Consider the following 25,318-nt stretch of genomic DNA (forward strand, 5'->3'; position numbering starts at 1 on the left):
CAGGCCTGGCAGCCTGCCCTGTTTGTTGTTGTGCTTGTAGGGGATGGTTCAAAACAGGCAGCGGCTCAGACCATCGCCGGGTCAGGCTCCAGGCCCATCAGCTCGCGGCCGAGGATTTGCGAACACACGTCGTAATCGGTGTAGGCGTGGGCGCCGGTCATGTGCGAATCGCGGAACAGCCGTTGCAGTTCGTTGCTCTCGAACCAGGCGCCACCACCGGCCGCTTCCATCAGGCGGTCGACGGCCTGGATGCACATCTTCACGGCGTAGCCCTGGTTGGTACGCCAGAACGCCAGCGTGCCACGCGTCGGGTATGCGTGGCGGGCGCTGTGCTCGGCAATCTCGTCCCAGCTTTTTTCCAGCAGTGCCCGGGCGGCGGCCACCTGGTGGGTCGACTCGGCCAGGCGCATCAGCGCCGGGGTGGCGGCGCCCACGGCAGCACCGGTGTAGGCACGCACGCGGTTGCGGGTTTTCTCGCGGAACACCTCCAGCATGCGCTCGGCAACGCCCAGGCTGACAGTGGAGAAGCCGCTGGCAAAATACGGGCGATACGGGGCGAAGAAAATCTTGCTGTCGGGGTACAAACCAAAGCCCGCCGACTTGCCCTCCATCATGTCCTTGGCCTTCTGGATGCGGTGCTCGGGCACGAAGGCGTCACGCACGATCAGGGTCTTGCTGCCGCTGCCGCGCATGCCCACGGCATACCAGTCATCACGGATTTCATAGTCGCTGCGTGGCAGGATGGCGAAGCAGTAATCCTGAGCGCCTTCGGCATTCTTGCGGCGGAAACCGAGAATCGCCCATTCGGCGTGATCGCAACCCGAGCTCCAGCCCATTTCGCCGCTGAACGACACGCCACCCTCGACCTCTTCGGTGCGGCCGAACGGCGCGATACTGCTGCTGGCGGTGGCGTCCGGGTCGCTGCCCCACACCTCCTGCTGCAGCTTGGGCGAAAACATCGCCATCTGGTGGCTGTGGGTGCACAACAGGCTCATGGCCCAGGCGGTGCTGGCGCAGGCCCCCGCCAGCAGGGCGATGCACTGGGCGAACTCCGGCAGGGTGATTTCCATGCCGCCGTAGTGTTTGGGCAAGAAGGCGCGGTGCATGCCGATGCTTTTCAGCAAGGCGATATTCTCTGCCGGTACACTGCGGTCCTGCTCTGCACGCATGGCATTCGCGGCAATGGTCGGCAGGACGGATTTCAGGTCTTCCAGCAGGGGGTTTGGCTTGTTCATGAGCGGTCTCTTTCTTATTGGATGCGAAGACGCGATCAGTATGTGAGCGGCGATTGGGGGGCGGAATGCACGTTACGAGGGGAACATTGCACTTTCCATGGCGCCCGAAAATTGCCGTGCGACAAGCATTGACCCGTGCATTTTCGATCACCACAATCCCACCCTCAAGACGCGCGCGGTCCGCCGCGCCCCTGACGGAGTGATGCAGTTGAAAGCCCTTTCCCCTTCTGCGGTGCGTGTGTGCGATGCCGCCGTCGGCCACTTCGCCGAGTACGGCTATGACGCCTCTTCACTGAACGAAATCGCCCAGTTGGCGGGCATGCGCAAGGCATCGCTGTATGCGCACTTCGCCAACAAGGATGCCTTGTTCGTGGAGGTGTTCCAGCGTGCGCTGGTGCAGGAAACGGCCTTTGTCGAACAGGGCTTTGCGCAGGAAGGCCGCGACGGCCTGGCGCCGGGGCACTGGCTGGCCCTGCACCTGGCCGAACGTTACCGCGACTCGGCCGAACTGCGCTTCGTGTTGCGCACCGCCTTCCTGCCCCCGGCGGGCATCAAGCCGATTGTCACGTCGGGCTTCGAAAAATACCTGGACGGCATACGCGAAGGGTTCTGCCAGGCCCTGCAAGCTCGCCACGGCTGGGCGCATGAGCAGCACAGCCGCCTGGCGCTGTATGCCGATGCCTACCTGGGCATCATCGACAGCCTTTATGTAGAACTGATGTACGCAGGCCCCGACGCCTACGAACGGCGTGCAACAGCACTGCTGAAAGTGCTGGAAGACTCGCTGTCACTCAACCGCTGACGCCTGGCGCGTCAGGGTTTGATCTTCTTCATTTCATCCAGCAGCTGCATCAGCTGCTGCAACTTGTCCTCGCCAAACTGGGCGAGGATCTTCTCGTAGTTGCGGGCCATCTCCTCACTCATCGCCAAAAAAGCCTGCTGGCCGGCCTCGGTCAGGCTGATGAACACCCGGCGCTGGTCTTCCGGCGACTTGCGCCGTGCCACGATGCCGTCACGCTCCAGGCGCTTGAGCACCCCGCTCATGCTGGGCTTGAGGATACAGGCCAGCTCCGCCAACTGATGGCTTTCCAGCTCGCCTTGCTGGCGCAGAATACGGATTACCCGCCATTGCTGCTCGGTCAGGTCATGGGCATTCAACGCCGGGCGGAAGAACGCCATGGTGGCTTCGCGCGCCTGCAGCAAGGTCAGGGTCAGGGAGGGTCTTGGTGTGGTCATGCGGGCTCAAAGGGGCAGGAAATAGCAAACCGGCGAGTATGCCAGTGCACAATCATTAATACATTAATAGAATGGTTTTTACCCATTTCCTGACAGCAACGCCAGCCACCGGTTGCGACTGGCAGGCTGGTTACACTCGATGGCAGGCAAGAACAAGACACCTACCGAGCGGCTGGCGCTCAATGCCCGGGCGCCCCGCGAAACGGCCCTCTCACAATTCCAATTCAGCAGGCTGCGCCATGATCACCCTCGAGAGCCCCACCTACTACTCGGCGACCAAGAAGTACAACCTGAGCTTCCCTACGCTGGAAAGTGACATCGAGGCCGATGTGGTGGTGATCGGTGGCGGCTTCTCCGGCATCAACACCGCCCTGGAGCTGGCCGAACAGGGCGTGACCAATGTCGTCGTGCTCGAAGCCCGCTACCTGGGCTACGGCGGCACCGGGCGCAACGGCGGGCAGATCATGGCAGGCATCGGCCACGACCTGGAGAAGGTCCGCAGCAGCGTCGGCGATCAGGGCGTGAGGGACATTTTCGAGATCAGCGAACTGGGCGCCGGCATCATCAAGGAGCGCATCGCCCGCTACGCCATCAACGCCGACTTCTGCCACGGCTACGGCTACATGGGCTTCAACCGCCGCCAGGAACAGACCCTGCGCAAGTGGGAAAAGGAATTCAAGGCGATCAACACACGCGACGAAATCCGTTTTCTCGGTGGTAGCGAGGTGCGCCAGATCATCGGTAGCAACGCCTACAGCAGCGCCCTGCTGCACATGGGCGGTGGCCATGTGCATTCACTGAACCTGCTGCTGGGCGAAGCGCAGGCGCTGGTGGGCCATGGCGCGCGTATCTTCGAACACAGCCCGGCCCTGGAAGTGACCTACGGCGAGCGCATCAAGGTACGTACCGGCCGCGGTTCGGTACGCGCCAGCAAGCTGCTGTGGGCGTGCGACAGCTTCCTCAACAAACTGGAGCCGGAGCTGCACGCGCGCACCATCAATACCTATGCCTTTCAGATGATGACCGAGCCATTGTCAGATGAGCTGATCGAGCGCATCAGCCCGATACGGGGCGCCTACAGCGATATCCGCCCGGTGATCGACTATTACCGGGTCACCCGCGAGAACCGCCTGCTGTTCGGCGCCGCCACGCCCTTCGTCGAGCACTTCCCGCTGGACCTCAAGGCCTGGAACCGCGCCCTGATGCTGAAGATTTTCCCTTACCTGAAAGACGTGCGCATCGACCTGGCCTGGGGCGGCCCGATGGCCACCAGCGCCAACCTGTTCCCGCAGATCGGCACGCTCGCCAACCGCCCCAACGCTTTCTATGTGCAGGGCTACTCCGGCTTTGGCGTCACGCCCAGCCACATCATTTGCAAGATCCTCGCCGAGGGCATGCAGGAGGGATCGAAGCGCTATGACCTGGTCCGCTCGGTCAAGCATGCGCGCATCCTCGGCAAAGACCATTTCCGCCCGTTGCTGCTCACTGCCGGCAAGACCGTGCACCAGCTGTCGGGCTACTTCAACGGCCGTCGCTGAACCTTTTGACTCAACCCTGGAGAACTGCCATGACCCTTACCGCCGCCAAGCAAGGCGTACAATTGTCCGAACTCGATGCCTGGGGCAGCGTTGCCGACCTGGGCTCGGAAATACTCGAAGGTGAAGTGAAAGCCTTTGGCAAGATGACCTACGGCGCACCCGACGACGCTGTCAGCAGTGCTTATTTTGGCACCACGCGCGGCAAGTTCCGCATGGTCTACCCGTTCGACGAACAGGCGGTGATCGTGACGGGCGAGATCCAGCTGACCGATGAATCCACCGGCCAGGTCACCCGCTACAAAGCCGGTGATGCCTGGTTCGTGACCAAGGGCACGCCAGTGCTGTGGGAAGTGTTGAGCGAGTCGTTCGTCAAGCACTACCTGGCGGTGGCCTGAGCAAAACCAAGGCCTGCGCGGTTCAATCTGTAGGAGCGGCCTTGTGTCGCGATCGGGCTGCGCAGCAGCCCCTCGATTTCAGCCTGAACACATCAATTGCCGGGGCTGCTGCGCAGCCCGATCGCGACACAAGGCCGCTCCTACAACAACAGATCGCCATACGCCTCAGGCCATCGCCTGAGCCCGGTAGTCCTTGGGCGAGCGTTCGAACTGTTTCTTGAACGAACGGCTGAAATGCGCCGAGTCGGTAAACCCCCACTTGTAGGCAATCGAGGTGATCGACTCGCTTCTGAAGAACGGGTTGGCCAGGTCATCGGCACTGCGCTTCAGGCGCGCCCGCTGGATGTAGCGGCACACGCTATCCCCCTCCTCCTCGAACAGCCGGTACAGGTGGCGCACCGAGATGTTCAGGCGCCCCGCCAGGTTGGACGGGGTGAGCCCAGGCTGTGACAGCGACTCGTCGATCACCTGTTGCACGTAGCCGCGCAGGCTGGCGCCGTTCAACGCCCCCAGGTTGCCCGGCGCGTCGCCATGGCGCTCGAAGCCCGGCTCCAGCAGGGCGATGAAGGCGGTCTGCAGCGCGTCGCCCTGGGCGCCATCACCGCTTACATTGCCGTCCTTGCACAGCTGGTCCATCAGCACATGCAACATGCGCCCGCAGGCATTGCTTGAGGAGATCTTGCCAAACATCGGGCCGCTGCCCTGCACGTACTTGCGCACCTGCTCACGCGACAGGGCCAGCGAGACATGTTCGATCAACCCACTGGGGGTGATCTCGCAGCGCCCGACCGAATCCATCAGCAGCAGCTCACCCGGCGCCAGGCTGACCTGCATGCCACCCTGGGACACGGTGGAATGCCCCGCACGCTGGCTGACCAGGAAGCAATGCTGGTCATCGTCAAGCGTCGGGTTTTCGCCCAGCCGGCGGATATTGCCGGCATTGGTGCGCAGGTTGGCCAGCGGCAAGCCGGCGCGGGAAAAGGTAGAAACTTCGCCGATGAACAGCGAGTGATTGGACGCAAGCTCCGTCTCGAAACGGCCACAGATCTGCTGCATGGCCGTGGTCCAGCGTTCCAGCCCCTGACGGTTGGATTGTTGAGTATGCATGGCTGCCCTCGACGCAGGATTTGTTGTTATGCGCACATTGTTAACATGTTATCTATGTGCGCACAACTGTCATCATTCGTCGGTAGATACAGCAAGGCGTATGCCAGTTTGCGTCAAAGGTTGTGTAGCAAGGTGTTGAACTGGGCCAGGCTGGCCATCAGGTGCGACCGCTGTTGCGGGCTGATCGGGATGTAGCGGCGAAACGCCGGCATGCGGTTGACCACTTCACTGCCGCCCATGTGCTCCAGCGTCAGCAACCATTGGCCGTCGCGCCAGGCCAGGGTCAGGCGCTTGAAATCCAGCGGCATCAGCGCCGCCAGCAGTGCGGCCTGCTGCAGCAACCGGTCGCGCAGTTGGGCGAAACGCGCCCGGTCGCCCTTGCGATACACACAGGCCAGACCGGTACGGCGTAGCGCACCGGTATGGCGCAGCTCCAGGCTGACCTCGCCCCCTTGCGGAGCAGGCAACTGCAGCTGGAACTCACAGGTGACGATGTGCATCAGCAGGTGGGCCTCGACGCGTTCGTGCACCTTGGCCTGCCAGCCCTGGGCCGGGTCGTGAATCACCCCCGCAGCAGCCAGGTCATGCTGCCCCAGGTTGCGCGCCAGGCATGCCAGCGTCGCACCCGGGCGATAGCCGGAAGGCGCCCGAGGTGCCAGCAGGCGTTCACGCAAACTTCTGATCATGCAACACGTGCTCCACGGCGTGGCCAGGCTCGGCAGCGAACTCTTTCTCGAGCACATCCTCGACCCGTGCCGGCTTGAACGGGTTGACCTTCTGCACGCACAGCGTCCAGAACAATGCATAGGTCGCCGTGGCGCCAAGCATGATGGCGAACGGCACGTAGACATCGGCAGGGTTCATGCCCGGCGGCGTGATGAACGCCATGCCGATGAGGATACCGCTGCTGGAGAAGATCTGCGGTAACGGGAACAGCGGCGAGCGGTAGGCACGCGGCAGGTCTGGGCGGCGGATGCGCAAGATCACCACCGACAGTGTCACCAGCAGGTAGGCAGTGCTCCAGGCGCACACGGCAGCCAGTACCAGGTGCAGGATGTTGTCCGGGTTGCCGCCCAGGTACCAGGCATGCAGGCAAGGGATCAACGCCACCACCAGGATGCACAGCAGCGGCGTCTTGAAGCGCGGGTGCAGGTAGGTGAACACCTTGGGCAACGCGCCGTCGACCGCCATGCCGTAAAGAATGCGTGGCACACCGGCCATCAGCGTGTTGATGGTGGCCGCGCCGGCGAACAAGAAGCCGATGCCCAGCCATACCGGGCCGATGTCGCCCATCACCTGCTCGGCGAAGCGCGGGATGGCCATGGGCGTGTCCAGCAGGTGCACGCCGGTGGCGGCATCCAGCAACACGTTTTCCACCTGGCGCTTCATCGCCGCCCCGTAGATGAACATGCAAGTGGCCACACCAAACAGGCCCAGCGCCATGGCCCGCGGCAGCACCCAGGCCGAGCGGCGCAGCTCGGGTGCCAGCGGGGTGACGAACTCGCAGCCGACGAACATGAACATGGCCATGCCGACCAGCGACAGGATGGTCATCAGGTCGGTGCCCACCAGCGAAACGCCGAACGGGCCGTCCAGTTCCACTGCGGGTGCGGCGATCAGGCCGAGCACGCCGAACACCATCAAGGTGGTCCACATGCCGAAGGTAAGGATCACTTCGGCGCGGCTGAAGGCGCTGACGCCAAAGGCATTGAGCACCGCAAACGCCACCACGAAGCACACCCCCAGCAGCCACGAACCGCCAGCGGATTCGGCCAGGGTATTGAGGTGCTCGAAGTTCACCAGCGCCATCACCCCCGACAGGATGGTTTCGGCGGTACCGGCGAACACATGCACGATCAGGTAGGCCGACAGCGTGCCGGTGATGGCGAAAAAGCGGCCCATGCCACAGTTGATGTAGTCGTATACCGAGCCTGTGGTCGGCAGGATCGACGCGGCCTCGGCAAAGGTGGTGGACTGCGCCAGCATCATCAGTGCGGCGATGACCATGGCCACAGCAAAGGCGCTGCCGCCGATGCCAAAGCCCATGGTCGCGGTGAGGATCACCGGGCTGGCCATGATCAGCCCGACGGTGCTGGCCAGTGCGGTGGGGAAACCGACCGTGCCGCGGTTGAGGTGCTCGGTGAGCTTGTTATTGAGTGACATCGTTATGCCCCGGCTTGTTTTTGTGGCGTTGAACGAGTGATTACTGTGCGCTGCAGGTGGCATGGCGTCTTGCCGATGGCTGCCGCCGGGCTTGTTGCTGCCTGCCAGCAATCAGCTCCAGAGCCTGGCGATGCCCCTGTAGGAGCGGCCTTGTGTCGCGATCGGGCCGCAAAGCGGCCCCGGCGATATTGGCTGTGGTGCAAAAACCGGGGGCCGCTGCGCAGCCCGATCGCGACACAAGGCCGCTCCTACAAGGGATCGCGCAAGGCTGACTCATCGCTTGGCAGCCACAGTCATGCCCCTGTCACGCAGGCACATGAACCGCTCTGCCCCGCTCACTAAGCTGCAAGCTTTGGCCACCTGCCCCGGAGTCTGCATGAGCGACATCACCCTCCTCCCTGCCGTCACGGCCTTCCTGGCCCGCGAGCATGGCGTGTTCATCCACGGCCAGCACCTCGCCAGCCAGTCGTCTTCGACAATCGCCGTGGTCAACCCGGCCAACAGCCAGCCCATCGCCCACATCGCCGACGCCAACCAGGCCGATGTCGACCAGGCTGTCAGCTCTTCGCGCCAAGGCTTTACCGCCTGGTCGCACACCAGCCCCGCCGCCCGCGCCGCGGTGCTGTTCAAGCTGGCCGACCTGCTGGAAGCCAACCGCGAAGAGCTGGCGCAGCTGGAAACCTTGCAATCAGGCAAGCTCATCGGCATTTCCCGTGCCTTCGAAGTAGAGCAGGCCGCGCACTTTTTGCGCTACTACGCCGGCTGGGCGACCAAGATCACCGGCCAGACCATCACCCCGTCACTGCCCTCGTTCGCCGGTGAGCGCTACAGCGCCTTCACCCTGCGCGAGCCGATTGGCGTGGTGGTGGGCATCGTGCCGTGGAACTTCGCCACCATGATCGCCATCTGGAAGCTGGCCTCGGCCCTGACCACTGGCTGCAGCATCATCCTCAAGCCCAGCGAATTCACCCCGCTGACGCTGCTGCGCATTGCCGAGCTGGCCACCGAAGCCGGCCTGCCGGCCGGTGCACTGAACGTGCTGACCGGTGGCGGCCTGGTGGGCAAGGCACTGATCGAGCACGCAGGTACCGACAAGGTCTCGTTCACCGGTTCCGTGCCCACCGGCATCGCCGTAGGCCAAGCTGCCATGGGCGCCAAGCTGACCCGCGCGACACTGGAACTGGGCGGCAAGAACGCGGTGGCTTTCCTGCCCGATGTGGCCGTGGACAAAGCGGTCGATGGCATCATCGAGGCAGGCTTCCTGCACTCGGGGCAGATCTGCGCCGCTGGCGAGCGCTTCTACGTGCACCGTTCGCGTATCGACCCGCTGCTGGACGCCCTGTCCCAGCGCCTGGGCCAGCTGAAAATCGGCTCGCCGCTGGACGAAACCACCCAGTTCGGCCCCGTGGCCAACAAGCCGCACCAGCAAAAGCTGGCCGAACTGTTCGCCATCGCCCGCGCCGAGGGCAGCCAGATCATCCATGGCGGCAAGCTGGGTGACGGCCCCGGCTGCTTCGTGGAACCCACGGTAATCCTCGCCCGGTCGGCCAGCGACACCCTGCTCAACCAGGAAACCTTCGGCCCGGTGGCGACCTTCCTGCCCTATGACGACGAAGACGAACTGCTGCACCTGATGAACGCCTCGCCCTACGGCCTCAGCGCCAGCCTGTGGACCAACGACCTGGGCAAGGCCATGCGCATGATCCCGCAAATCCAGGCCGGTACCCTGTGGGTGAACATGCACACCCTGCTCGACCCGGCTGTGCCGTTTGGGGGCATCAAGGCTTCCGGCATTGGCCGCGAGTTCGGCTCGGCCTTCATCGATGACTTCACCGAGCTCAAGTCGGTGATGATCCGCTACTGACCCGCCCCCTGGCCAAGGCGTGCAAGCGCCTTGGCAGCCACGAACAAGACCCCGCCCCACCGCACACGCCCTAATAGGCCATCGCCGCCAACCGCGATGGCCCCTCGCCAAACCGAGGGTGCCCCCGAACAACAAAGGCCCCTGAAGGTGGCCGAGAACAATCGAGGGATGTGTAATGGTCAAACCGCAAACGCTGTCCACCCTGGCCCTGGCCACCCTGCTGGCCAGCCAGGCCGTGCCGGCCGTTGAGCTGTACGCCGACGATGACAGGCACCTGAACGCCGACATGCTGGCGGTATGGGGCATGTTCAACAGCCGCAAGAACTACGACGGCACCACGGGTGGTTCGACCTGGCGTGAAGGCTTTATCAAGTATGGCCTCAGCGGTGACCAGGGCCTGGCCGGCAACGGCACGCTGTACGGCAGCCTGAACTGGGTGAGCTCGGCCACCTGGGGCGATGGCGATGCGGCCGGCAACACCGACGGCTCCGAACGCACCACCAAGATCGAAGACGCCTTCCTCGGCTGGCGCTCGGCCGACCTGTTCCCCGTGCTGGGCAAGGATGGCGTGGACGTTTCCGCCGGCCGCCAGACCATTCGCCTGGGCAGTGGCTTTTTGATCAACGACGACGGCCCGAACCTGGGCAACGGCGTCGCCGACGGTGCGCTGGACCGTGGCGGTGCTTACTACCTGGCCGCCCGTCACGCCTTCGACCGCACCGCCATGTTGCGCCTGGGGGGCAGCGACGGCCTGCATGGCAGCCTGCTGTGGCTGAAATCCGACAACCGCGCCCAGGCCGAAACCGAACTGGCCGCCGGCACGCTGGACTACACCCACGCCCTGGGCACCCTGGGGCTGACCTGGATTCACGGCATCGACGTCACCGACCAATGGGCCAGCGACTTCCAGAAAGCCCGCGAAGGCATGGACGTGTACAGCGTGCGCGGCGAAGGCAACGCCGGCATCGACAATGCCAGTTTCGCCTTCGAATACGCCTGGCAGGACAAGACCGACGGCCCCGAGCAAGCCTGGTACCTGCAGGCCGGCTACACCTTCGCCGACCTGCCGTGGGCACCGCAGGTTACCTACCGCTACACCCGCTACTCGGCAGGCTGGGACTCGCTGTTCAGCGGCCTGTCCAGCGGTTACGGCACCTGGTTCCAGGGTGAAGTTGCCGCCAACTACGCCGGCCCCTTCAACAGCAACACCGGCATCCACCATGTGGGCATAAAGGCGACACCGCTGGAAAACCTCACGGTCGGCGCGCTGTACTTCGACTTCGACACCGTGCGTACCCGCGACAGCCTCAACCTCGATGCCCGGGAGCTGGACCTGTATGTGGAATGGGCGGTGAACGAGCACCTGATCATCAGCCCGTTGGTGGGCCTGTACCAACCGCGCAAGGACGAGAGCAACGGCGGCAACCAGGTGGGAGGGAATGGTACCAATGTGTATAGCCAGCTGACCGTGGCGGTGCCGTTCTGAAGCCCCCCTCACCACTATCTCAAAGCTTGCAGGATCCCTGTGGGAGCGGGCATGCCCGCGAAGAAAGCGACTCGGTATATGGCACCGGCTTTGCCGGTGTTCGCGGGCATGCCCGCTCCCACAGGCGTGAGTGGCTTTCCGGAAGAGTTTGACCTCGCATGGCCAGGCGCATAAGATTTGCCAACCTGCCGATCGGTAGGCGAAAAATCAGCCAGAGAAAAGCATGCAAGCCAATCCCTCCCCTCCCGTACGCTTCAGCTTCGCCCTGGGCCTAGGCCTGATCGGCGCCCTGGGCCCTTCCGCCGTCGACATGTACCTGTCGAGCCTGCCGGAAATCGCCAGCCACTATCAGGCAAGCTTCACCCGCGTGCAGCTGACGCTGACCTTCTTCCTGCTGGCCATGGGCGCCGGCCAGCTGATCTTCGGCCCCATCGTCGACGCGTATGGCCGGCGCAAACCGCTGCTGGCCGGCCTGCTGCTGTTCATCCTGTGCTCACTCGGCGCCGCCGCGGCCCCCAGCCTCGACACCCTGATCATGCTGCGCTTCTTCCAGGGCCTGGGCAGCGCGCTGACCCTGGTGGTGATCATGAGCATGGTGCGTGATGTGAGCCAGGGCGTAGCCGCGACCAAGCTGTTCGCCCTGCTGATGACCATCGAAGGCGTGGCGCCGATCCTGGCACCGGCCCTGGGCGGCGTGATCGATGCGCATTTCGGCTGGCGTGCAGTGATGCTGGTACTCGCCGGCATGGGCCTGGCGGTGCTGGTCAACAGCCTGCTGAACCTGCCGGAAACCCTGCCACCCAGCAAACGCGAACCCCTGCGCCTGGGCCACGCCTGCCGCACCTACCTGGCCATCCTCGCCGACCGCCGCTTCCTGCGCCCGACCCTGGCAGTGGCGGCGGTGTTCTTCTTTCTGTTCGCCTACATCGGCGGTGCCACCCTGGTGTACCAGGCCCATTACGGCCTGAGCGCCCAGGCCTTCGGCCTGCTGTTTGGCGCCACCGGTGTGTCGATCCTGTTCGGCGCCATGACGGCCAGCCGCCTGATCAGCCGGCTGGGCCTGAACACCCTGACTCGGGTGGGCGTGCTGTGCATGGCCGGCGGCGCCTGCCTCAGCCTGCTCGGTGCACTGACGGGCCTGGGACTGCCGGGTGTGGCCGGCGGCATGGTGGTGGCCCTGTTCGGCCTGGGGATAGCCGAGTCGACGCTGATGTCGCTGGTGATGGCCTCGCAAGAAAAAGCACTGGGCTCCACCGCAGCGCTGCTGGGCGCCATCCAGCTGTCGGCATCTGCCGGCGCGGCCCCTCTGGCCGCAGTGGTACTCAACCACGGCCCGACCGCGTGGGCCGCGCTGCTGGCCCTGTGCACCCTGGTGGTGTGCCTGTTGACCGCCCTCAGCCTGCGCGACACCCCGGCCAGCTTCTCGCTCGCGGGGCATTGAAGCCCTGGCACTGACGGTCAACTCGCCTGGCACGCAGGCACAAGACGACCTACCAGTCGTTAGCGAAACTGGCTGCCACGTCACCAACAACAAATCCGACGGCAGCCAGCCCTGCGAGACCCGCCATGACCCTCGATACCAGAATTGACTTCATCTACCTGTCCGAGCAGGACATGATCCGCGCCGGCGTCACCGACATGCCGGCCTGTGTCGACACCATGGAAGAAATGTTCGGCCTGCTGTACCAGGGCGACTACCGCATGGCCGGCCCGAACAGCGACTCGCACGGCGCGATGATCACCTTCCCCGAGCAATCGCCGTTCCCCAACATGCCCAAGCCCACCGCCGACCGGCGCATGATGGCGATGCCGGCGTACCTCGGCGGCAACTTCCAGACCGCAGGCGCCAAGTGGTATGGCTCGAACATCGCCAACCGCGAGAAAGGCCTGCCCCGCTCGATCCTCATGTTCACCCTCAACGACGCCGACACCGGCGCGCCACTGGCGCACATGTCGGCCAACCTGCTGTCGGCCTACCGCACCGGCGCCATCCCGGGTGTCGGCGCCCGCCACCTGGCGCGCAAGAATGCCAAGGTCATCGGCCTGGCCGGCCCGGGGGTGATGGGCAAGACCACGGTCGCCGCGTTCATGGCCGTCTGCCCGCTGATCGACACCCTCAAGGTCAAGGGTCGTGGCCAGAAGAACCTGGATGCGTTTGTCGCCTGGGTGAAAACCAGTTTCCCGCAAATCACGAATGTCCAGGTGGTTGAAACCCTGGAAGAAGTGGTACGCGGCTCCGACCTGGTCAGCTACTGCAGCTCGGGCGAAGTCGGCGACCCCAGCCAGTACCCACTGGTGCGCCGCGAGTGGGTCAAGCCTGGCGCGTTCCTGGCCATGCCGGCCCCGTGCAGCATCGACGCCGGTATGGAGCAGGACGACGTGCGCAAGGTGGTGGACAACACCGGCCTCTACGAGGCCTGGTTCGAAGAGCTGCCCAAGCCTGCGCACAACCACGTGCCGCTGGTAGGCGTGCGCTTCATGGACATGATTGCCGAAGGCACGCTGGCCGCCGACCAAGTCGAAGACATCGGCAAGATCATCAGCGGCGACGCACCGGGCCGCCTGCATGACGACGAAATCATCCTGATGTCGGTGGGCGGCATGCCTGTCGAAGACGTGGCCTGGGGCACCGTGGTGTACCGCAAGGCGCTCGAGCAAGGCATCGGCGTGAAGCTCAACCTCTGGGAAACCCCCGTTCTCAGCTGATCCCCCGCAACCGGATAACAAGGCAAAGCCCATGACACAGATCATCAAACTGAAAACCGGCTCCAAGTTCGAAGACATGGCCAGCTACTCCCGCCTGGTGGCGGTGGACAACTGGATTCACGTCTCCAACACCGCCGGGCGCAACCCGCAGACCCAGGTCATTCCAGAGGACGCCATCGAACAGACCCACCAGGTGTTCGCCAACATCGAAACCGCCCTGGCTGCGGTCGATGCCAGCCTGGCCGACGTCATCAACTCACGGGTGTTCATCCAGGACCCTGCCGATGTGCCACGGGTAATGGATGTGATCGGCGAGAAGTTCCGCGGCATCGACCCAGCCACCACGGTCACCTGCCCGCCACTGGGCTCCAGCGTGTACAAGGTCGAGCTGGAAGTCACCGCCTACCGCGGTGCGGGGCAAGCGCAAGTGACCTTGATCCGCCTTGGCCAGTGAGGCCACTGGCTGGCGCTGAGCACTTCCCCTGCACGAACAACAAAGAGTAAAGCCATGTCTCCCACGATCGCCCCTGTGCAAACCAGCACCCGCCACCCCGACGCCACCACCGTGGTGATCATCGGTGGCGGCATTATCGGCCTCACCGCCGCATTGAGCCTCGCCGAACGCAACATACCGGTGGTGGTGCTGGAAAAGGGGCGCATCGCTGGCGAGCAGTCGTCGCGCAACCTGGGCTGGGTGCGCAAGACCAACCGCCACGCCCATGACATCCCCCTGGCGCTGGCGGCTGATCGGCTGTGGGCCGAGATGCCGGCGCGGGTCGGCAGCGACGTTGGCTATCGCCAGGCCGGTATCATGTTCATCGGCCGCAACGACACGCAGATGGGCATGCATGAAGGCTGGCTGAAAAGCGTCGAGGCGCTGGGCCTGGATTCGCGGCTGTTAAGCGCGAGTGAAATCGCGCAGATGGTGCCGGGTGGTCGGGCGGATTGGGCTGGTGGCATCTTCACGCCGTCGGACGCCCGCGCCGAGCCAACCCTGGCCGCCAGCGCCATCGCCCGAGCGGCAATCGCCAAAGGTGCAGTGGTGGTGGAGAACTGCGCAGTGCGCACCCTGGTCACCGCAGCCGGCCGTGTCAGCGGGGTGGTCACCGAGCAAGGCGAAATCCGCTGCGACCAGGTGTTGCTGGCCGGTGGCCTGTGGTCGCGCAAGTTTCTCGGCAACCTGGGCATCAACCTGCCGACCTTGCCGCTGACCTGTTCCGTGCTGCGCACAGCGCCCATGGACGGGCCGACCGACATCGCCGTCGGTGCCCCGGACTTTTCCTTCCGCAAGCACAAGGACGGCGGCTACATCATCACCCAGCGCGGCGCGCTGGATGCCTTCCTCACCCTGGACCATCTCCTGCTGGGCAAGCGTTACCTGCCCCAACTGCGTGCCCAGCGGGATTTTTTGCGCATCAGCTTTGGCAAGTATTTCTTCAAGGACCTGGCGTTGGCCCGGCGCTGGAAGGCCACCGATGTAACCCCTTTCGAGCGGGTACGGGTACAAGACCCGCACGCCAACCCGGCACTCAACGACGAGGCCATGCGCAACCTGAAAGCGGCCTGGCCGGTGTTCGAACAGGCACGCATCGCCAGCGCCTGGGCCGGCACGATCGACGTCACCCCCGACTCCAACCCGGTCATCGGCCCTGTGGCCAGCATCCCGGGCCTGACCCTGGCCACCGGCTTCTCCGGGCATGGCTTCGGCACCTCGCCTGCTGCCGGCCAGCTGGCGGCAGACCTGGTTGCCCAGGCCACCCCGCTGATCGACCCGTCCCCGTACCGCTTCGAGCGCTTCGCCTGACGCCTCACCCGCCCTCACGGGCTTTGTGAAAGCGAGCAAGCCCGCGAACACCGCGTCGCATTCTTCGCGGGTAAACCCGCTCCCACAGCACCTGCGGCTGGCTCAATTTATGGGCTGGGCGCAATCCCTGTGGGAGCGGGCGCGCCCGCGAACACCGGCACAGCCGGTGCCATCCACCGCGTCGCATTCTTCGCGGGCAAGCCCGCTCCCACAGCACCTGCGTCTGGCTCAATTTATGGGCTGGGCGCAATCCCTGTGGGAGCGGGCGCGCCCGCGAACACCGGCACAGCCGGTGCCATCCACCGCGTCGCATTCTTCGCGGGCAAGCCCGCTCCCACAGCACCTGCGTCTGGCTCAATATATGGGCTGGACGCAATCCCTGTGGGAGCGGGTTCACCCGCGAACACAGGCGAAGCCGGTGCCATCCACCGCGTCGCATTCTTCACGGGTAAACCCGCTCCCACAGCACCTGCGTCTGGCTCAATATATGGGCTGGGCGCAATCACTGTGGGAGCGGGCGCGCCCGCGAACACCGGCACAGCCGGTGCCATCCACCGCGTCGCATTCTTCGCGGGCAAGCCCGCTCCCACAGCACCTGCGTCTGCGGGCAAGCCCGCTCCCACAGCACCTGCGTCTGGCTCAATATATGGGCTGGACGCAATCCCTGTGGGAGCGGGTTCATCGAGGCGTCGAACCGCCGCGAACACCGGCGAAGCCGGTGCCATCCACCGCGGTGTATTCTTCGCGGGTGAACCCGCTCCCACAGGAATCTGCGCCGTTCTAGCGGTCAACGGATATAGCTACCGCCATTCACATCCAGCGTCGCCCCGTTGAGCGACACTTGCGAAGGCCGCAAGGCAAACGCCACCAGCTCGGCAATCTCGGCCGGGCTGGCCATGCGCCCCACCGGGATGTCCGCTACCGCCGCCGCTTCGCCATGCTGGGCAATGAACTGCTCGGCCATGTCGGTGCGCACCCAGCCCGGGGCAATGGCCACCGCGACCACACCCTGCGCGGCCACGCTGCGCGCCAGCGATTTGGTCAGGTTGACCAACGCCGCCTTGCTGCTGCCGTATGGCAGGGCATCGGCCGCGTAACCGCGTTGCGCTGCGCGGCTGGCCATGTTGATGATGCGCCCGCCGCCCTGCGCACAAAAATGCGCCACGGCTTCCCGGCACAAATCGGCCGCCGCAAAGAAGTTGACCTGAAACTCCCGGCGCCAGGCTGCACGCCACTGTGACGAAGGTGCATCCAGGGGGATTTCGGTACGAATACCCGCATTGTTGACCAACCCATGAATGCGCCCTCCTGCCAGCTCCAGCGCCGCTTGCCAGAGTTTGTCCGGCCCGCTGTCCTCGCTCAGGTCACCCTGCACGGTCCAGCCGTTGCCACCGATACGTGCCAACAGTTGCTCAGCGCCGTGCGCATCGCGGCTGTAATGGATCAACGCCTTACCGCCTTCGGCCACCACCTGTTCGACAATGGCAGCGCCAATGCCACCGGTGGCGCCAGTCACCAGCACGGTCTGCCCGGCCAGGGGGCGTGCCAGATCACTCATGCTTGTTCACCTCGGCGTTGGCAGCGAGCGAGGCCTTGTCGACCAGCCGCTGGATGTCACCGGTCTCTCGGCGCTGCGCCAAATAGATGTTCAGCACCTGCAGGTCGGCCGGGGAAATATCACGGCGCACGCCAAACGATACGCCCTGCTTGGCCAGCGCCGGCTTGGGCAGGATCTCGCGGGTCCAGCCAGGGTTGGCCAGGGCGAACAGGTGGTTGGTGTCGCTGGCGTCGACCAGTACATCGGCGCGCTTGGACATCACCGCCAGGCGCGCTTCGTCCATGCCCGGCAGGCGCATGATCTTGCCGTTGCGAATCACCGAGGAAATGGCTTTGTCCTGGGCAGTGCCAGACATCACCGCAAAGGTCACCTCCGGCTTGTCGAGGGCGCTGATGTCGTCCTTCACCTCAACCACTTTGGGGTTGTCCTTGTTCACCAGCAGCGACACCTGGTAGTCGGTGGCCGGCACGGTAAAGCCCACCGCCAACGCACGCTCCGGCGTCTGGTTCAGGGCCATGGCCAGGTCCCACTTGCTGCTCTGCAAGCCGGCCACCAGGTTGTCCCAGCTGGTATCGACGAAGGCCACCTTGACCTTCAGCACCTTCTCGCCGAAGTCGCGGCACAGGTCGACGAAGTAGCCGCTGTAATCGCCGCTACTGGCATCGCGCATCACGTAGGGCGCGGCCACCGCCGCGCCGCAGCGCAACACACCGGCCTTCTGCACGTCCTGCCATATCGAGGTTTCTGCTGCCTGGGCCGCCGACTGGGCCAGCAAAGCCCCGCAAAGACCGGCGCCGATGACCAGGGCCTTGAGGGATGACGAGCGCGATGAATGCATGGTGGACCTCACTGAAATTCGTTGTTTTTGGGCAGGAAGGTACGGCAAAAACCTGCACGCAACGGATCATGCATGCAAGGCTGCATACAACATAGGAACTCTCTCATCGCCTGTCAACAGCCCTCGATCCGGGGCTTTTCGGGCGCTGCTAAAAAAGTCCGGGCATGAGTTGACAGGTCGCATCACTGCGCAATACCTTGAATACAGCACTGCACACAACAAAGCATTCAACGAAGCACAGTGTGATCCTTTTTGCTTGCTCTTCTGCCTACAAGAACAATTCACCGGAGAGATTCAAAATGACCATTCCCCGTTTGGTGGCCGCCCAGCCACAGGCTTCGCTCACCCCGGATTCCACACTGGGCGGCGATTTCATCCAGCTGCACGGTGTGCGCAAGGCCTACAGCGAGCAGCTGGTGGTGATGGACCAGATGGACCTGGGCATGCGTGCCGACGATAGGCTGGTGATCATCGGCCCGTCCGGCAGCGGCAAGAGCTCGCTGCTGCGGGTGCTGATGGGCCTGGAAGGCATCCAGGGCGGCAGCATCCAGTTTCAGGGCAAACCGTACATCGACGGCAGCCGCAAACAGGGCAAGCCCCTGGACGAAACCCTGCACAAGCAGATTGGCATGGTGTTCCAGCACTACACCCTGTTCCCGCACCTGTCGGTGCTGGGCAACCTGATCCTGGCACCGGTCAAGGTACATGGCCTGAGCAAGGCCGAGGCCACCGAAAAGGCCCGCGCCTACCTGGCCCGCCTGGGCCTGGAAAGCAAGCTGCACGCCTACCCCAGCCAGCTGTCCGGCGGCCAGAAACAGCGCGTGGCCATCGCCCGGGCACTGATGCTGGAGCCCCGCCTGATGCTGTTCGACGAAGTCACCTCGGCGCTGGACCCGGAAATGGTCATTGAAGTGCAGAACGTGATGATGCAGCTGGCCGAGCAGAAGATGGCGATGATCATCGTCACCCATGACATGCACTTTGCCCGGCACATCGCCACCCGCGTGGTGTTCTGCGCCAACGGCAAGGTGGTCGAGCAAGGCCACCCCGAACAGATCTTCACCCGGCCTCGGGAAGCACGTACGCGTGAGTTCCTCGAGAAGGTTGTGCAGTTCGATTGAGGGCGCTGCGATGAACTACCAATTCGATTTTCACTTTCTCAACGGCAGCCTGCCGGCCCTGCTCGACGGGCTGAAGGTAACGCTGGAGCTGGCCCTGGTCTCGAACCTGATCGGCCTTACCTGCGGCTTTGTGCTGTGCCTGATGACCCTGAGCCGCTGGTTCTTCGTGCGCTGGCCCGCACAACTGTTCATCGAGTTTTTCCGCTGCACCCCGGCGCTGCTGCAGATCGTGTGGTTCTTCTACTGCGTGCCGATGCTGTTCGACGTGTTCATCGACCCCATCGCCATGGGCTTCCTGGCCCTGGGGCTGAACCTCACCGCATTCAACGCCGAGGCCTACCGCGCCGGTGTGCAGGCGGTGCCGCGCGAACACCTGGATGCCTCGATCGCACTGGGCCTCAAGGGCTGGCAACGCACCCTGTACGTGGTCTTGCCACAAGCGCTGCGCAGCGCCCTGCCAGTGCTGATCACCAATGGCATCGGCACCCTGCAGCAAAGCGCACTGGTGGCCATCGTCGCCGTCGCCGACCTGATGTACGTGGGCAAGAGCCTGGCCACCGAAGCCTACCGCCCGCTGGAAACCTACACCCTGATCGCCTTGATCTACTTCGCCCTGTCGTTGCCGATCGCGCAGCTGGTGCAGTGGTTCGAACGGCGCCAGGAACTGGCGGCCCAGCGCTGAGGAGAACGTCATGCCACTCGATTTTTCGGTTGTATTGCACTACTGGCCGGTGCTGCTCAAGGGCCTGGCCCTGACCTTGGCGTTCACTGCAGTGTGCGCGCTGCTGGGCAGCCTGCTGGGCTTCGTGGTCAGCCTGCTGCGCCAGACGAAGCTGAAGCTGGTGCGCCTGCCGCTGGCCCTTTATGTGGAATTTTTTCGCGGCACGCCGCTGCTGATCCAGCTGTTCTGGGTGTTCTTCTGCTTTCCGGTGGTGTTCGGCCTGGACATCCCGCCCTACGTGTCGGTGCTGATCGCCCTGACCCTGTACATGGGCGCGATCACCAGCGAGACCTTCCGCGGCGCGCTGAAGTCGATTGCCAGCGAACAGCACGACGCCTGCACCGCGCTGGGCCTGACCTCGCGGGTGAAGGTGCTGTACGTGGTGTTCCCCCAGGCGCTGCTGCGCTCGGTACCGCCACTGCTGTCGAACGTGGTCAGCCTGTTCAAGGAAAGCGCGCTTATCTCCTCGGTCGGGGTCGCCGACCTGATGTTCGTCGGCCAGAACATTTCCAACAGCACCGCGCGCCCGGTCGAGTTCCTCTCGGCAGTGGCGGTCATCTATTTCCTGGTGGCCTTCCCGCTCACCCGCCTGATCGGTGTGGTCGAGGGACGCCTGCTTCGTCGCTACGCCTACTGATACCTTCCCCAAGGAGAGTTACCCGATGAAACTGAATGGCATCCTGCCCGCCCTGGTCACCCCGTTCGACGCAGCCGGCAAAGTCGATCACGACACCCTGGCCGCAATCCTCGAGCATCAGCTGGCCGCTGGCGTGAAAGGTTTCGTACCGCTGGGCTCGACCGGTGAGTACTACGCCCTGGCCAACGACGAACGCCGGCAGATCCTGGCCACCGTCAAGGAAGTGGTTGGCGACCGCGGCACCCTGATTGCCGGCGCCAACGGTTCCTGCACCCGTGAAGTGCTGGAGCAGGTGCGGCAAACCGTCGACGCCGGCTACACCAACCTGCTGATCGCCCCGCCCTACTACGCCTTGCCGTCCCAGGAAGAGCTGCTGGCCCACTACAACACCATCCTCTCGACGTTCCCCGAGATCAACGTGGTGCTCTACAACTACCCGATCCGCACCAACGTCGAAGTGGGCCTGGACGTGGTCGCCGCGCTGCACGAGCACCCGCGTGTGATCGGCATCAAGGAAAGCAGCGGCAACCTGTTGCGCGCCATCGAGATTGGTGAGAAATACAAAGGCATCCAGCTGTCGTGTGGTTCTGACGACCAGGCGCTGGACTTCTACCTGTGGGGCGCCGACAGCTGGATCTGCGGCCCGGCCAACATCTTCCCGGAGAAGGTGGTGGCCTTCCACAACGCGTTCACCGGCGGCGATATCCGTGGCGCCCAGCAGATCATGCGCAGCCTGTTCCCGGCCATGGCCAACCTGGAAAGTGGCAAGTTCGTGCAGAAGGTCAAGTACGGCACCGAGCTGGCCGGTTTCAAGGTGGGCCCGGCGCGTGCACCGCTGCTGCCGCTGACTGATGAAGAGAAGGCCGAGTTCCGCAAAGTATTCGAGGCTTCGCAGCAGTAGATGCAAGGGGCCGCATTGCGGCCCATTCGCGGGCACGCCCGCTCCCACAGGTTCAACACCGGCCTTGGGAGCGGCGCGACCCTGTGGGAGCGGGCGTGCCCGCGAACGAGGGCGCAGCCCTCGCAACCTCTCGATGAATAGAGCCAGACTCATGAACAACCCGCACCCCTCACCGCAACAGGCTGTAGTCATCGGCGGCGGCATTGTCGGTGTGTGCTGCGCGCTGTACCTGCAGCGCGACGGCCACCGGGTCACCCTCATCGACCCTGCCGCCCCCGGCGACAGCACCGCCAAATGGAGCTGCGGGCAGATGGCGGTCAGCGAAGTCATCCCGCTGTCCAAGCCCGGCATCCTGATGAAAATCCCCGGCTGGCTGCTGGACCAGAAAGGCCCACTGGCCCTGCGCCCCAGCGCCCTGCCCGGCATCCTGCCATGGTTCATGCGCTTCCTGGCCTGCGCACGGCCCTCGAAAATCAACAAGATCGCCCAGGACATGGCGCGGCTGACCCAGCATGTCTATGAAGACTATGCGCCTTTGCTGGAAGCATGCCCCGACAAGACCCTGCTCGGTGACCGCCCGATTCTGGAAGTGTTCGATACCTCCGCGGGCCTTGAACACGAACGCCCACACCTGGAGCTGCGCAAGCAATTGGGCTTCCGCTCCGAAGAGCTGAATGGCGAGCAGATCAGCGACCTGGAACCGGCCCTGGCCGGAAAGTTCCAGCACGGCCTGATGTTCCCCGACTGGCGTGCCGTGAACGACACCGAAGGCTTCATCGCCGCCCTCACAGAAAGCTTCATTGCCCAGGGTGGCGTGCGTGTGCAACAGCGGGTGGAAAAGATTGACGAACACCACGACAAAGCCACTGGCGTCACCCTGCAAGACCGCACCCAGGTTCCCGCCGACCTGCTGGTGGTCGCTGCCGGCACGGGCTCGCGCACCTTCTTCGACTCGCTCGGTGTGCACATCCCGCTGGCAGGCATCGCCGGCTACCAGGCAGTACTGCCACAGCCTGGCGTGGAAATCCGCCACTCGGTGATCTACGCCGATGGCGGCTTCTGCTTCGCCCCCATGACCCGCGGCCTGCAGATTGGCGGCACCATCGAGTTCGCCGGCGCCAATGCCGAGCCCAATTTCAGGCGCGCCGAAATCATCATGGAAAAAGCCCGCCGTGTGCTGCCGCAACTGAACACGCAAGGCATGGAATTCGGCGTTGGTTACCGCCCGTTCCTGCCCGACACAAAACCTGTGATCGACCGCTCGCCACGGCTGAAAAACACCATCCTGGCCTTCGGCCACGGCCAGCTCGGCCTCACCCTTGGCGCCACCACCGGCCGCCTGGTGAGCGACCTCGCCGCACAGCGCAGCCCCACCCAGAACCTTTCTGCATTCGGTGCACGACGCTTCGCCGTGCTTGGAGGAAACGCATGAACCGCTTCGACCAGTTCTACATCAATGGCCAGTGGGTCAGCCCGATCAAGGGTGGCAGCTTCAATTCGTATGACCCGAGCGACGAAAGCCTGATCGCCAGCGTGGCCTCCGGCTGCGCCGCAGACGTGGACGTTGCAGTAAAAGCTGCCCGTGCCGCGTTTGACGAAGGCCCATGGCCGCGCCTGAGCGGCGCCGAACGTGGCGCCTACCTGCGCAAGATCGCCGATGGCATCCGTGCCCGGCAAGAGGCACTGGCCGAGCTGGAAGTCCGTGACAACGGCAAGCCTTTCCCGGAAGCCATGTGGGACATCGGCGACACTGCCGGCTGCTTCGACTTCTACGCCAACCTGGCCGAAGAGCTGGATGCCCAACGCGAAAAACCGGTGGCACTGGCCGATGACCGCTTCAGCTCCCTGGCGCGCAAAGAACCCATCGGCGTAGCGGGCGCCATCGTGCCGTGGAACTTCCCGATGCTGATGGCTTCGTGGAAGATCGCGCCGGCCCTGGCCGCGGGTTGCTGCATCATCCTGAAACCCGCCGAGCAGACTTCGCTGACTGCCCTGGAGCTTGCGCGCATCGCCGATGAAGCTGGCCTGCCCGCTGGCGTGCTGAACATCGTCACCGGCCCGGGCTCCACGGTCGGTGCAGCCATCACCGCGCACCCCGGCGTCGACAAGCTGGCGTTTACCGGCAGCGTGCCGGTGGGCAGCCGCATCATGCAAGCGGCCGCCCAGGACATCAAGAACGTGACCCTGGAACTGGGCGGCAAATCGCCATTCGTGATCTTCGCCGACAGCGACATCGAACAGGCGGTGGAATGGATCCTGTTCGGGATTTTCTGGAACAAGGGTGAGGTCTGCTCCGCCACCTCCCGCGTGCTGGTGGAGCGTGCAGCCTACGTGCCGTTGCTCGCCCGCCTGGCCGAGGAAACGCGCAAGATCAAGATCGGCAACGGCATGGACGAAGGCGTGTTGCTCGGCCCGCTGGTCAACCGCAGCCAGTACGAAGGCACCCTGCAAGCCATTTCCCGCGGCCTGGAAGAAGGCGCGCGCCTGGTGTGCGGCGGCGAGCGCCCGGCGCACCTGGACAAGGGCTTCTACCTGCAGCCGACGGTGTTCGCCGACGTGCCGGAAGACAGCTGGATCTGGAACGAGGAAATCTTCGGCCCGGTGGTGTGCATCCGCCCGTTCGACAGCGAAGAAGAAGCGGTAAGATCGGCCAACAATTCGCGCTTTGGCCTGGCCGCGGCCGTGATGTCCAAAGACTTGCAGCGCTGCGAGCGCGTGGCGCGCAAGTTCCGTGCGGGCATCGTCTGGATCAACTGCTCGCAGCCCACTTTCACCGAGGCGCCATGGGGTGGCTACAAGCAGAGCGGCATTGGCCGCGAGCTGGGTGAATGGGGCCTGAACAACTACCTGGAAACCAAGCAGATCACCCGCTACGACAGCGAGAAGCCTTGGGGCTGGTACATCAAGTGAGGTAACACCCATGCGTTGGAAACAGACCCTTCAGCTGGCCGAAGTGCACTGCGAAGGCGAAATCGGCAAGGTTATCACCGGCGGCGTGCTGGGCATTCCCGGCGCCACCATGCTGGACAAGATGAACTACATCAACGAAGTGGATGACAGCCTGCGCCGCCTGGTGACGCTGGAACCGCGTGGCTGCCTGCAGATGTCGGTCAACCTGTTGCTGCCGCCGACCCTGCCAGAAGCGCAGGCAGGCTTCATCGTGCTGCAGGCCGACAAGGCCCACCCGATGTCCGGCAGCAACTGCATCTGTGTGGTCACCGCCCTGCTGGAGCTGGGCATGGTGCCGATGCAAGAACCCGAAACCACGGTGGTGCTGGACACCCCCGCCGGCCTGGTCACCGCCCGCGCCCACTGCGCGGACGGCCGCTGCCTGAGTGTTTCGCTGGACATGGTGCCCGCCTTCGTCGAGCACCTTGACCTCGCCATCGAAACCGAGGCCTTCGGCACGATCAACATCGATGTGGCCTTTGGCGGCGTTTACTACGCGCTGATCGACGTGGAACAGACCGGCCTGTCGATTGCCCCGCAACATGCCCGTGCACTGGCCGATGCCGGCGTGGCCTTGAAAGCGGTGATCAACCGCCAGCTGAACATCCAGCACCCGTTACTGCCTTCGGTCAACGAAGTGGCCTACGTGATGTTCCGCAACCGCCTGGACGCGCACACCTACCAGACCTGCACCACCCTGCCACCGGGGCGGGTCGACCGTTCGCCCTGTGGCACCGGCAGCTCGGCCAACCTGGCCACCTTGGCGGCACGCGGGCTGGTGCAGGTCGGCGACCCACTGGTGTCGCGCTCGACCATTGGCGGGCAGTTCAAGGTAGAGCTGCTGGGCCACACCGAGGTTGCGGGGCGGCCAGCGGTGCTGCCACGGGTGACCGGGCGGGCCTGGCTGTACGGCCTGCAACAGCTGGGGGTGGACCCGGATGACCCACTGGCGGCGGGCTTCATGCTGAGCGACACCTGGGGGGCTGGCCTTTCCTGACCTGCACGCCTACCTGTGTAGGAGCGGCCTTGCCGGGGCGCCGGACCGGTCGGATGGGCCGC

At 64.3% G+C, this 25,318-nt stretch carries 23 protein-coding genes; 16 read left to right on the forward strand and 7 right to left on the reverse strand.

All coding sequences use genetic code 11. From position 1 onward, the window contains the following. Window positions 1-65: 65 nt before the first annotated feature. Window positions 66-1,235: a p-hydroxyphenylacetate 3-hydroxylase oxygenase component gene (locus tag AK81_RS13720; protein WP_043199758.1), complete on the reverse strand. Its 1,170-nt coding sequence runs from the start codon at window positions 1,233-1,235 to the stop codon at window positions 66-68. Between the two features lie 202 nt (window positions 1,236-1,437). Between AK81_RS13720 and AK81_RS13725 the strand changes: the two genes are divergently transcribed. Continuing rightward, entirely contained in the window at window positions 1,438-2,037 is a 600-nt protein-coding gene (locus AK81_RS13725; protein ID WP_043199759.1) for a TetR/AcrR family transcriptional regulator, read from the forward strand. An 11-nt stretch (window positions 2,038-2,048) separates the two neighbouring features. Here the strand turns inward: AK81_RS13725 and hpaR are convergent, their stop codons facing one another. Further along, window positions 2,049-2,471, reverse strand: a complete 423-nt coding sequence (gene hpaR / locus AK81_RS13730) for a homoprotocatechuate degradation operon regulator HpaR (protein ID WP_043199761.1) — start codon at window positions 2,469-2,471, stop codon at window positions 2,049-2,051. Window positions 2,472-2,710: 239 nt separating this feature from the next. Here hpaR and AK81_RS13735 point away from each other — a divergent pair, with 239 nt between their 5' ends. Further along, window positions 2,711-4,009: an NAD(P)/FAD-dependent oxidoreductase gene (locus AK81_RS13735; RefSeq protein WP_043199762.1), complete on the forward strand. Its 1,299-nt coding sequence runs from the start codon at window positions 2,711-2,713 to the stop codon at window positions 4,007-4,009. 29 nt (window positions 4,010-4,038) lie between these two features. Then, entirely contained in the window at window positions 4,039-4,404 is a 366-nt protein-coding gene (locus tag AK81_RS13740; protein ID WP_043199763.1) for a cupin domain-containing protein, read from the forward strand. Window positions 4,405-4,569: 165 nt separating this feature from the next. Here AK81_RS13740 and feaR read toward each other — a convergent pair whose 3' ends face one another. The 3 genes from feaR to AK81_RS13755 all read right to left on the reverse strand — a co-directional run bounded on the left by feaR (window position 4,570) and on the right by AK81_RS13755 (window position 7,674). Next, a complete protein-coding gene (gene feaR, locus AK81_RS13745) occupies window positions 4,570-5,511 on the reverse strand; it encodes a transcriptional regulator FeaR (RefSeq protein WP_043199769.1) in 942 nt (313 codons plus the stop codon). A gap of 113 nt (window positions 5,512-5,624) precedes the next feature. Further along, window positions 5,625-6,197 (reverse strand): DUF3156 family protein, encoded by a 573-nt coding sequence (locus AK81_RS13750; RefSeq protein ID WP_043199770.1) that lies wholly within the window; start codon window positions 6,195-6,197, stop codon window positions 5,625-5,627. Beyond that, a complete protein-coding gene (locus tag AK81_RS13755; RefSeq protein ID WP_043199771.1) occupies window positions 6,178-7,674 on the reverse strand; it encodes an APC family permease in 1,497 nt (498 codons plus the stop codon). Before AK81_RS13755 ends, AK81_RS13750 begins: the two co-directional genes overlap by 20 nt. 376 nt (window positions 7,675-8,050) lie before the next feature. Here AK81_RS13755 and AK81_RS13760 point away from each other — a divergent pair, with 376 nt between their 5' ends. From AK81_RS13760 to AK81_RS13785, 6 genes are all read left to right on the forward strand, one after another. Then, window positions 8,051-9,538, forward strand: a complete 1,488-nt coding sequence (locus AK81_RS13760) for an aldehyde dehydrogenase family protein (RefSeq protein WP_043199772.1) — start codon at window positions 8,051-8,053, stop codon at window positions 9,536-9,538. A 175-nt stretch (window positions 9,539-9,713) separates the two neighbouring features. After that, complete coding sequence (locus AK81_RS13765) at window positions 9,714-11,024, forward strand: alginate export family protein (RefSeq protein WP_043199773.1); 1,311 nt, start codon at window positions 9,714-9,716, stop codon at window positions 11,022-11,024. 223 nt (window positions 11,025-11,247) lie between these two features. Continuing rightward, window positions 11,248-12,465, forward strand: a complete 1,218-nt coding sequence (locus tag AK81_RS13770) for a multidrug effflux MFS transporter (protein WP_043199774.1) — start codon at window positions 11,248-11,250, stop codon at window positions 12,463-12,465. Between the two features lie 125 nt (window positions 12,466-12,590). Then, window positions 12,591-13,730: a tyramine oxidase subunit B gene (locus tag AK81_RS13775; RefSeq protein ID WP_043199776.1), complete on the forward strand. Its 1,140-nt coding sequence runs from the start codon at window positions 12,591-12,593 to the stop codon at window positions 13,728-13,730. Window positions 13,731-13,761: 31 nt separating this feature from the next. Beyond that, window positions 13,762-14,184 (forward strand): RidA family protein, encoded by a 423-nt coding sequence (locus AK81_RS13780; RefSeq protein ID WP_043199777.1) that lies wholly within the window; start codon window positions 13,762-13,764, stop codon window positions 14,182-14,184. A 54-nt stretch (window positions 14,185-14,238) separates the two neighbouring features. Further along, window positions 14,239-15,534 (forward strand): NAD(P)/FAD-dependent oxidoreductase, encoded by a 1,296-nt coding sequence (locus tag AK81_RS13785; protein ID WP_043199779.1) that lies wholly within the window; start codon window positions 14,239-14,241, stop codon window positions 15,532-15,534. 787 nt (window positions 15,535-16,321) lie between these two features. Here the strand turns inward: AK81_RS13785 and AK81_RS13790 are convergent. Then, on the reverse strand, window positions 16,322-17,092 hold the full coding sequence (locus AK81_RS13790; protein WP_043199781.1) for an SDR family NAD(P)-dependent oxidoreductase: 771 nt from the start codon (window positions 17,090-17,092) through the stop codon (window positions 16,322-16,324). Continuing rightward, window positions 17,085-17,930 (reverse strand): transporter substrate-binding domain-containing protein, encoded by an 846-nt coding sequence (locus tag AK81_RS13795; protein ID WP_043199783.1) that lies wholly within the window; start codon window positions 17,928-17,930, stop codon window positions 17,085-17,087. The genes AK81_RS13790 and AK81_RS13795 overlap by 8 nt, the downstream gene beginning before the upstream one ends. A gap of 299 nt (window positions 17,931-18,229) precedes the next feature. Here AK81_RS13795 and AK81_RS13800 point away from each other — a divergent pair, with 299 nt between their 5' ends. The 7 genes from AK81_RS13800 (at window position 18,230) to AK81_RS13830 (ending at window position 25,256) form a co-directional block, all read left to right on the forward strand. Further along, window positions 18,230-19,051: an amino acid ABC transporter ATP-binding protein gene (locus tag AK81_RS13800; protein ID WP_043199784.1), complete on the forward strand. Its 822-nt coding sequence runs from the start codon at window positions 18,230-18,232 to the stop codon at window positions 19,049-19,051. 10 nt (window positions 19,052-19,061) lie between these two features. Beyond that, window positions 19,062-19,733, forward strand: coding sequence for an amino acid ABC transporter permease (locus AK81_RS13805; protein WP_043199785.1), 672 nt, complete (start codon window positions 19,062-19,064; stop codon window positions 19,731-19,733). A 10-nt stretch (window positions 19,734-19,743) separates the two neighbouring features. Next, window positions 19,744-20,409 carry an amino acid ABC transporter permease gene (locus AK81_RS13810; protein ID WP_043199786.1) on the forward strand — a complete coding sequence of 222 codons (666 nt, stop codon included), beginning with the start codon at window positions 19,744-19,746 and terminating at the stop codon, window positions 20,407-20,409. A gap of 25 nt (window positions 20,410-20,434) precedes the next feature. Further along, complete coding sequence (locus tag AK81_RS13815; protein WP_043199787.1) at window positions 20,435-21,310, forward strand: dihydrodipicolinate synthase family protein; 876 nt, start codon at window positions 20,435-20,437, stop codon at window positions 21,308-21,310. Between the two features lie 151 nt (window positions 21,311-21,461). Then, a complete protein-coding gene (locus tag AK81_RS13820) occupies window positions 21,462-22,742 on the forward strand; it encodes an NAD(P)/FAD-dependent oxidoreductase (protein WP_043199788.1) in 1,281 nt (426 codons plus the stop codon). Further along, window positions 22,739-24,220, forward strand: coding sequence for an aldehyde dehydrogenase family protein (locus AK81_RS13825; protein WP_043199789.1), 1,482 nt, complete (start codon window positions 22,739-22,741; stop codon window positions 24,218-24,220). Before AK81_RS13820 ends, AK81_RS13825 begins: the two co-directional genes overlap by 4 nt. A 10-nt stretch (window positions 24,221-24,230) precedes the next feature. Further along, entirely contained in the window at window positions 24,231-25,256 is a 1,026-nt protein-coding gene (locus tag AK81_RS13830) for a proline racemase family protein (protein WP_043199790.1), read from the forward strand. The last annotated feature ends 62 nt before the right edge of the window (window positions 25,257-25,318 follow it).

Origin of the sequence: Pseudomonas putida W15Oct28 (assembly GCF_000708715.2) — a bacterium.
Taxonomy (GTDB): domain Bacteria; phylum Pseudomonadota; class Gammaproteobacteria; order Pseudomonadales; family Pseudomonadaceae; genus Aquipseudomonas; species Aquipseudomonas putida_R.

What these genes read in the sequence shown, in the direction of transcription:
- AK81_RS13720 (WP_043199758.1), bottom strand. Translation starts at nt 1,235, where the DNA reads ATGAACAAGCCAAACCCCCTGCTGGAAGACCTGAAATCCGTCCTGCCG.
- AK81_RS13725 (WP_043199759.1), top strand. Translation starts at nt 1,438, where the DNA reads ATGCAGTTGAAAGCCCTTTCCCCTTCTGCGGTGCGTGTGTGCGATGCC.
- hpaR (WP_043199761.1), bottom strand. Translation starts at nt 2,471, where the DNA reads ATGACCACACCAAGACCCTCCCTGACCCTGACCTTGCTGCAGGCGCGC.
- AK81_RS13735 (WP_043199762.1), top strand. Translation starts at nt 2,711, where the DNA reads ATGATCACCCTCGAGAGCCCCACCTACTACTCGGCGACCAAGAAGTAC.
- AK81_RS13740 (WP_043199763.1), top strand. Translation starts at nt 4,039, where the DNA reads ATGACCCTTACCGCCGCCAAGCAAGGCGTACAATTGTCCGAACTCGAT.
- feaR (WP_043199769.1), bottom strand. Translation starts at nt 5,511, where the DNA reads ATGCATACTCAACAATCCAACCGTCAGGGGCTGGAACGCTGGACCACG.
- AK81_RS13750 (WP_043199770.1), bottom strand. Translation starts at nt 6,197, where the DNA reads ATGATCAGAAGTTTGCGTGAACGCCTGCTGGCACCTCGGGCGCCTTCC.
- AK81_RS13755 (WP_043199771.1), bottom strand. Translation starts at nt 7,674, where the DNA reads ATGTCACTCAATAACAAGCTCACCGAGCACCTCAACCGCGGCACGGTC.
- AK81_RS13760 (WP_043199772.1), top strand. Translation starts at nt 8,051, where the DNA reads ATGAGCGACATCACCCTCCTCCCTGCCGTCACGGCCTTCCTGGCCCGC.
- AK81_RS13765 (WP_043199773.1), top strand. Translation starts at nt 9,714, where the DNA reads ATGGTCAAACCGCAAACGCTGTCCACCCTGGCCCTGGCCACCCTGCTG.
- AK81_RS13770 (WP_043199774.1), top strand. Translation starts at nt 11,248, where the DNA reads ATGCAAGCCAATCCCTCCCCTCCCGTACGCTTCAGCTTCGCCCTGGGC.
- AK81_RS13775 (WP_043199776.1), top strand. Translation starts at nt 12,591, where the DNA reads ATGACCCTCGATACCAGAATTGACTTCATCTACCTGTCCGAGCAGGAC.
- AK81_RS13780 (WP_043199777.1), top strand. Translation starts at nt 13,762, where the DNA reads ATGACACAGATCATCAAACTGAAAACCGGCTCCAAGTTCGAAGACATG.
- AK81_RS13785 (WP_043199779.1), top strand. Translation starts at nt 14,239, where the DNA reads ATGTCTCCCACGATCGCCCCTGTGCAAACCAGCACCCGCCACCCCGAC.
- AK81_RS13790 (WP_043199781.1), bottom strand. Translation starts at nt 17,092, where the DNA reads ATGAGTGATCTGGCACGCCCCCTGGCCGGGCAGACCGTGCTGGTGACT.
- AK81_RS13795 (WP_043199783.1), bottom strand. Translation starts at nt 17,930, where the DNA reads ATGCATTCATCGCGCTCGTCATCCCTCAAGGCCCTGGTCATCGGCGCC.
- AK81_RS13800 (WP_043199784.1), top strand. Translation starts at nt 18,230, where the DNA reads ATGACCATTCCCCGTTTGGTGGCCGCCCAGCCACAGGCTTCGCTCACC.
- AK81_RS13805 (WP_043199785.1), top strand. Translation starts at nt 19,062, where the DNA reads ATGAACTACCAATTCGATTTTCACTTTCTCAACGGCAGCCTGCCGGCC.
- AK81_RS13810 (WP_043199786.1), top strand. Translation starts at nt 19,744, where the DNA reads ATGCCACTCGATTTTTCGGTTGTATTGCACTACTGGCCGGTGCTGCTC.
- AK81_RS13815 (WP_043199787.1), top strand. Translation starts at nt 20,435, where the DNA reads ATGAAACTGAATGGCATCCTGCCCGCCCTGGTCACCCCGTTCGACGCA.
- AK81_RS13820 (WP_043199788.1), top strand. Translation starts at nt 21,462, where the DNA reads ATGAACAACCCGCACCCCTCACCGCAACAGGCTGTAGTCATCGGCGGC.
- AK81_RS13825 (WP_043199789.1), top strand. Translation starts at nt 22,739, where the DNA reads ATGAACCGCTTCGACCAGTTCTACATCAATGGCCAGTGGGTCAGCCCG.
- AK81_RS13830 (WP_043199790.1), top strand. Translation starts at nt 24,231, where the DNA reads ATGCGTTGGAAACAGACCCTTCAGCTGGCCGAAGTGCACTGCGAAGGC.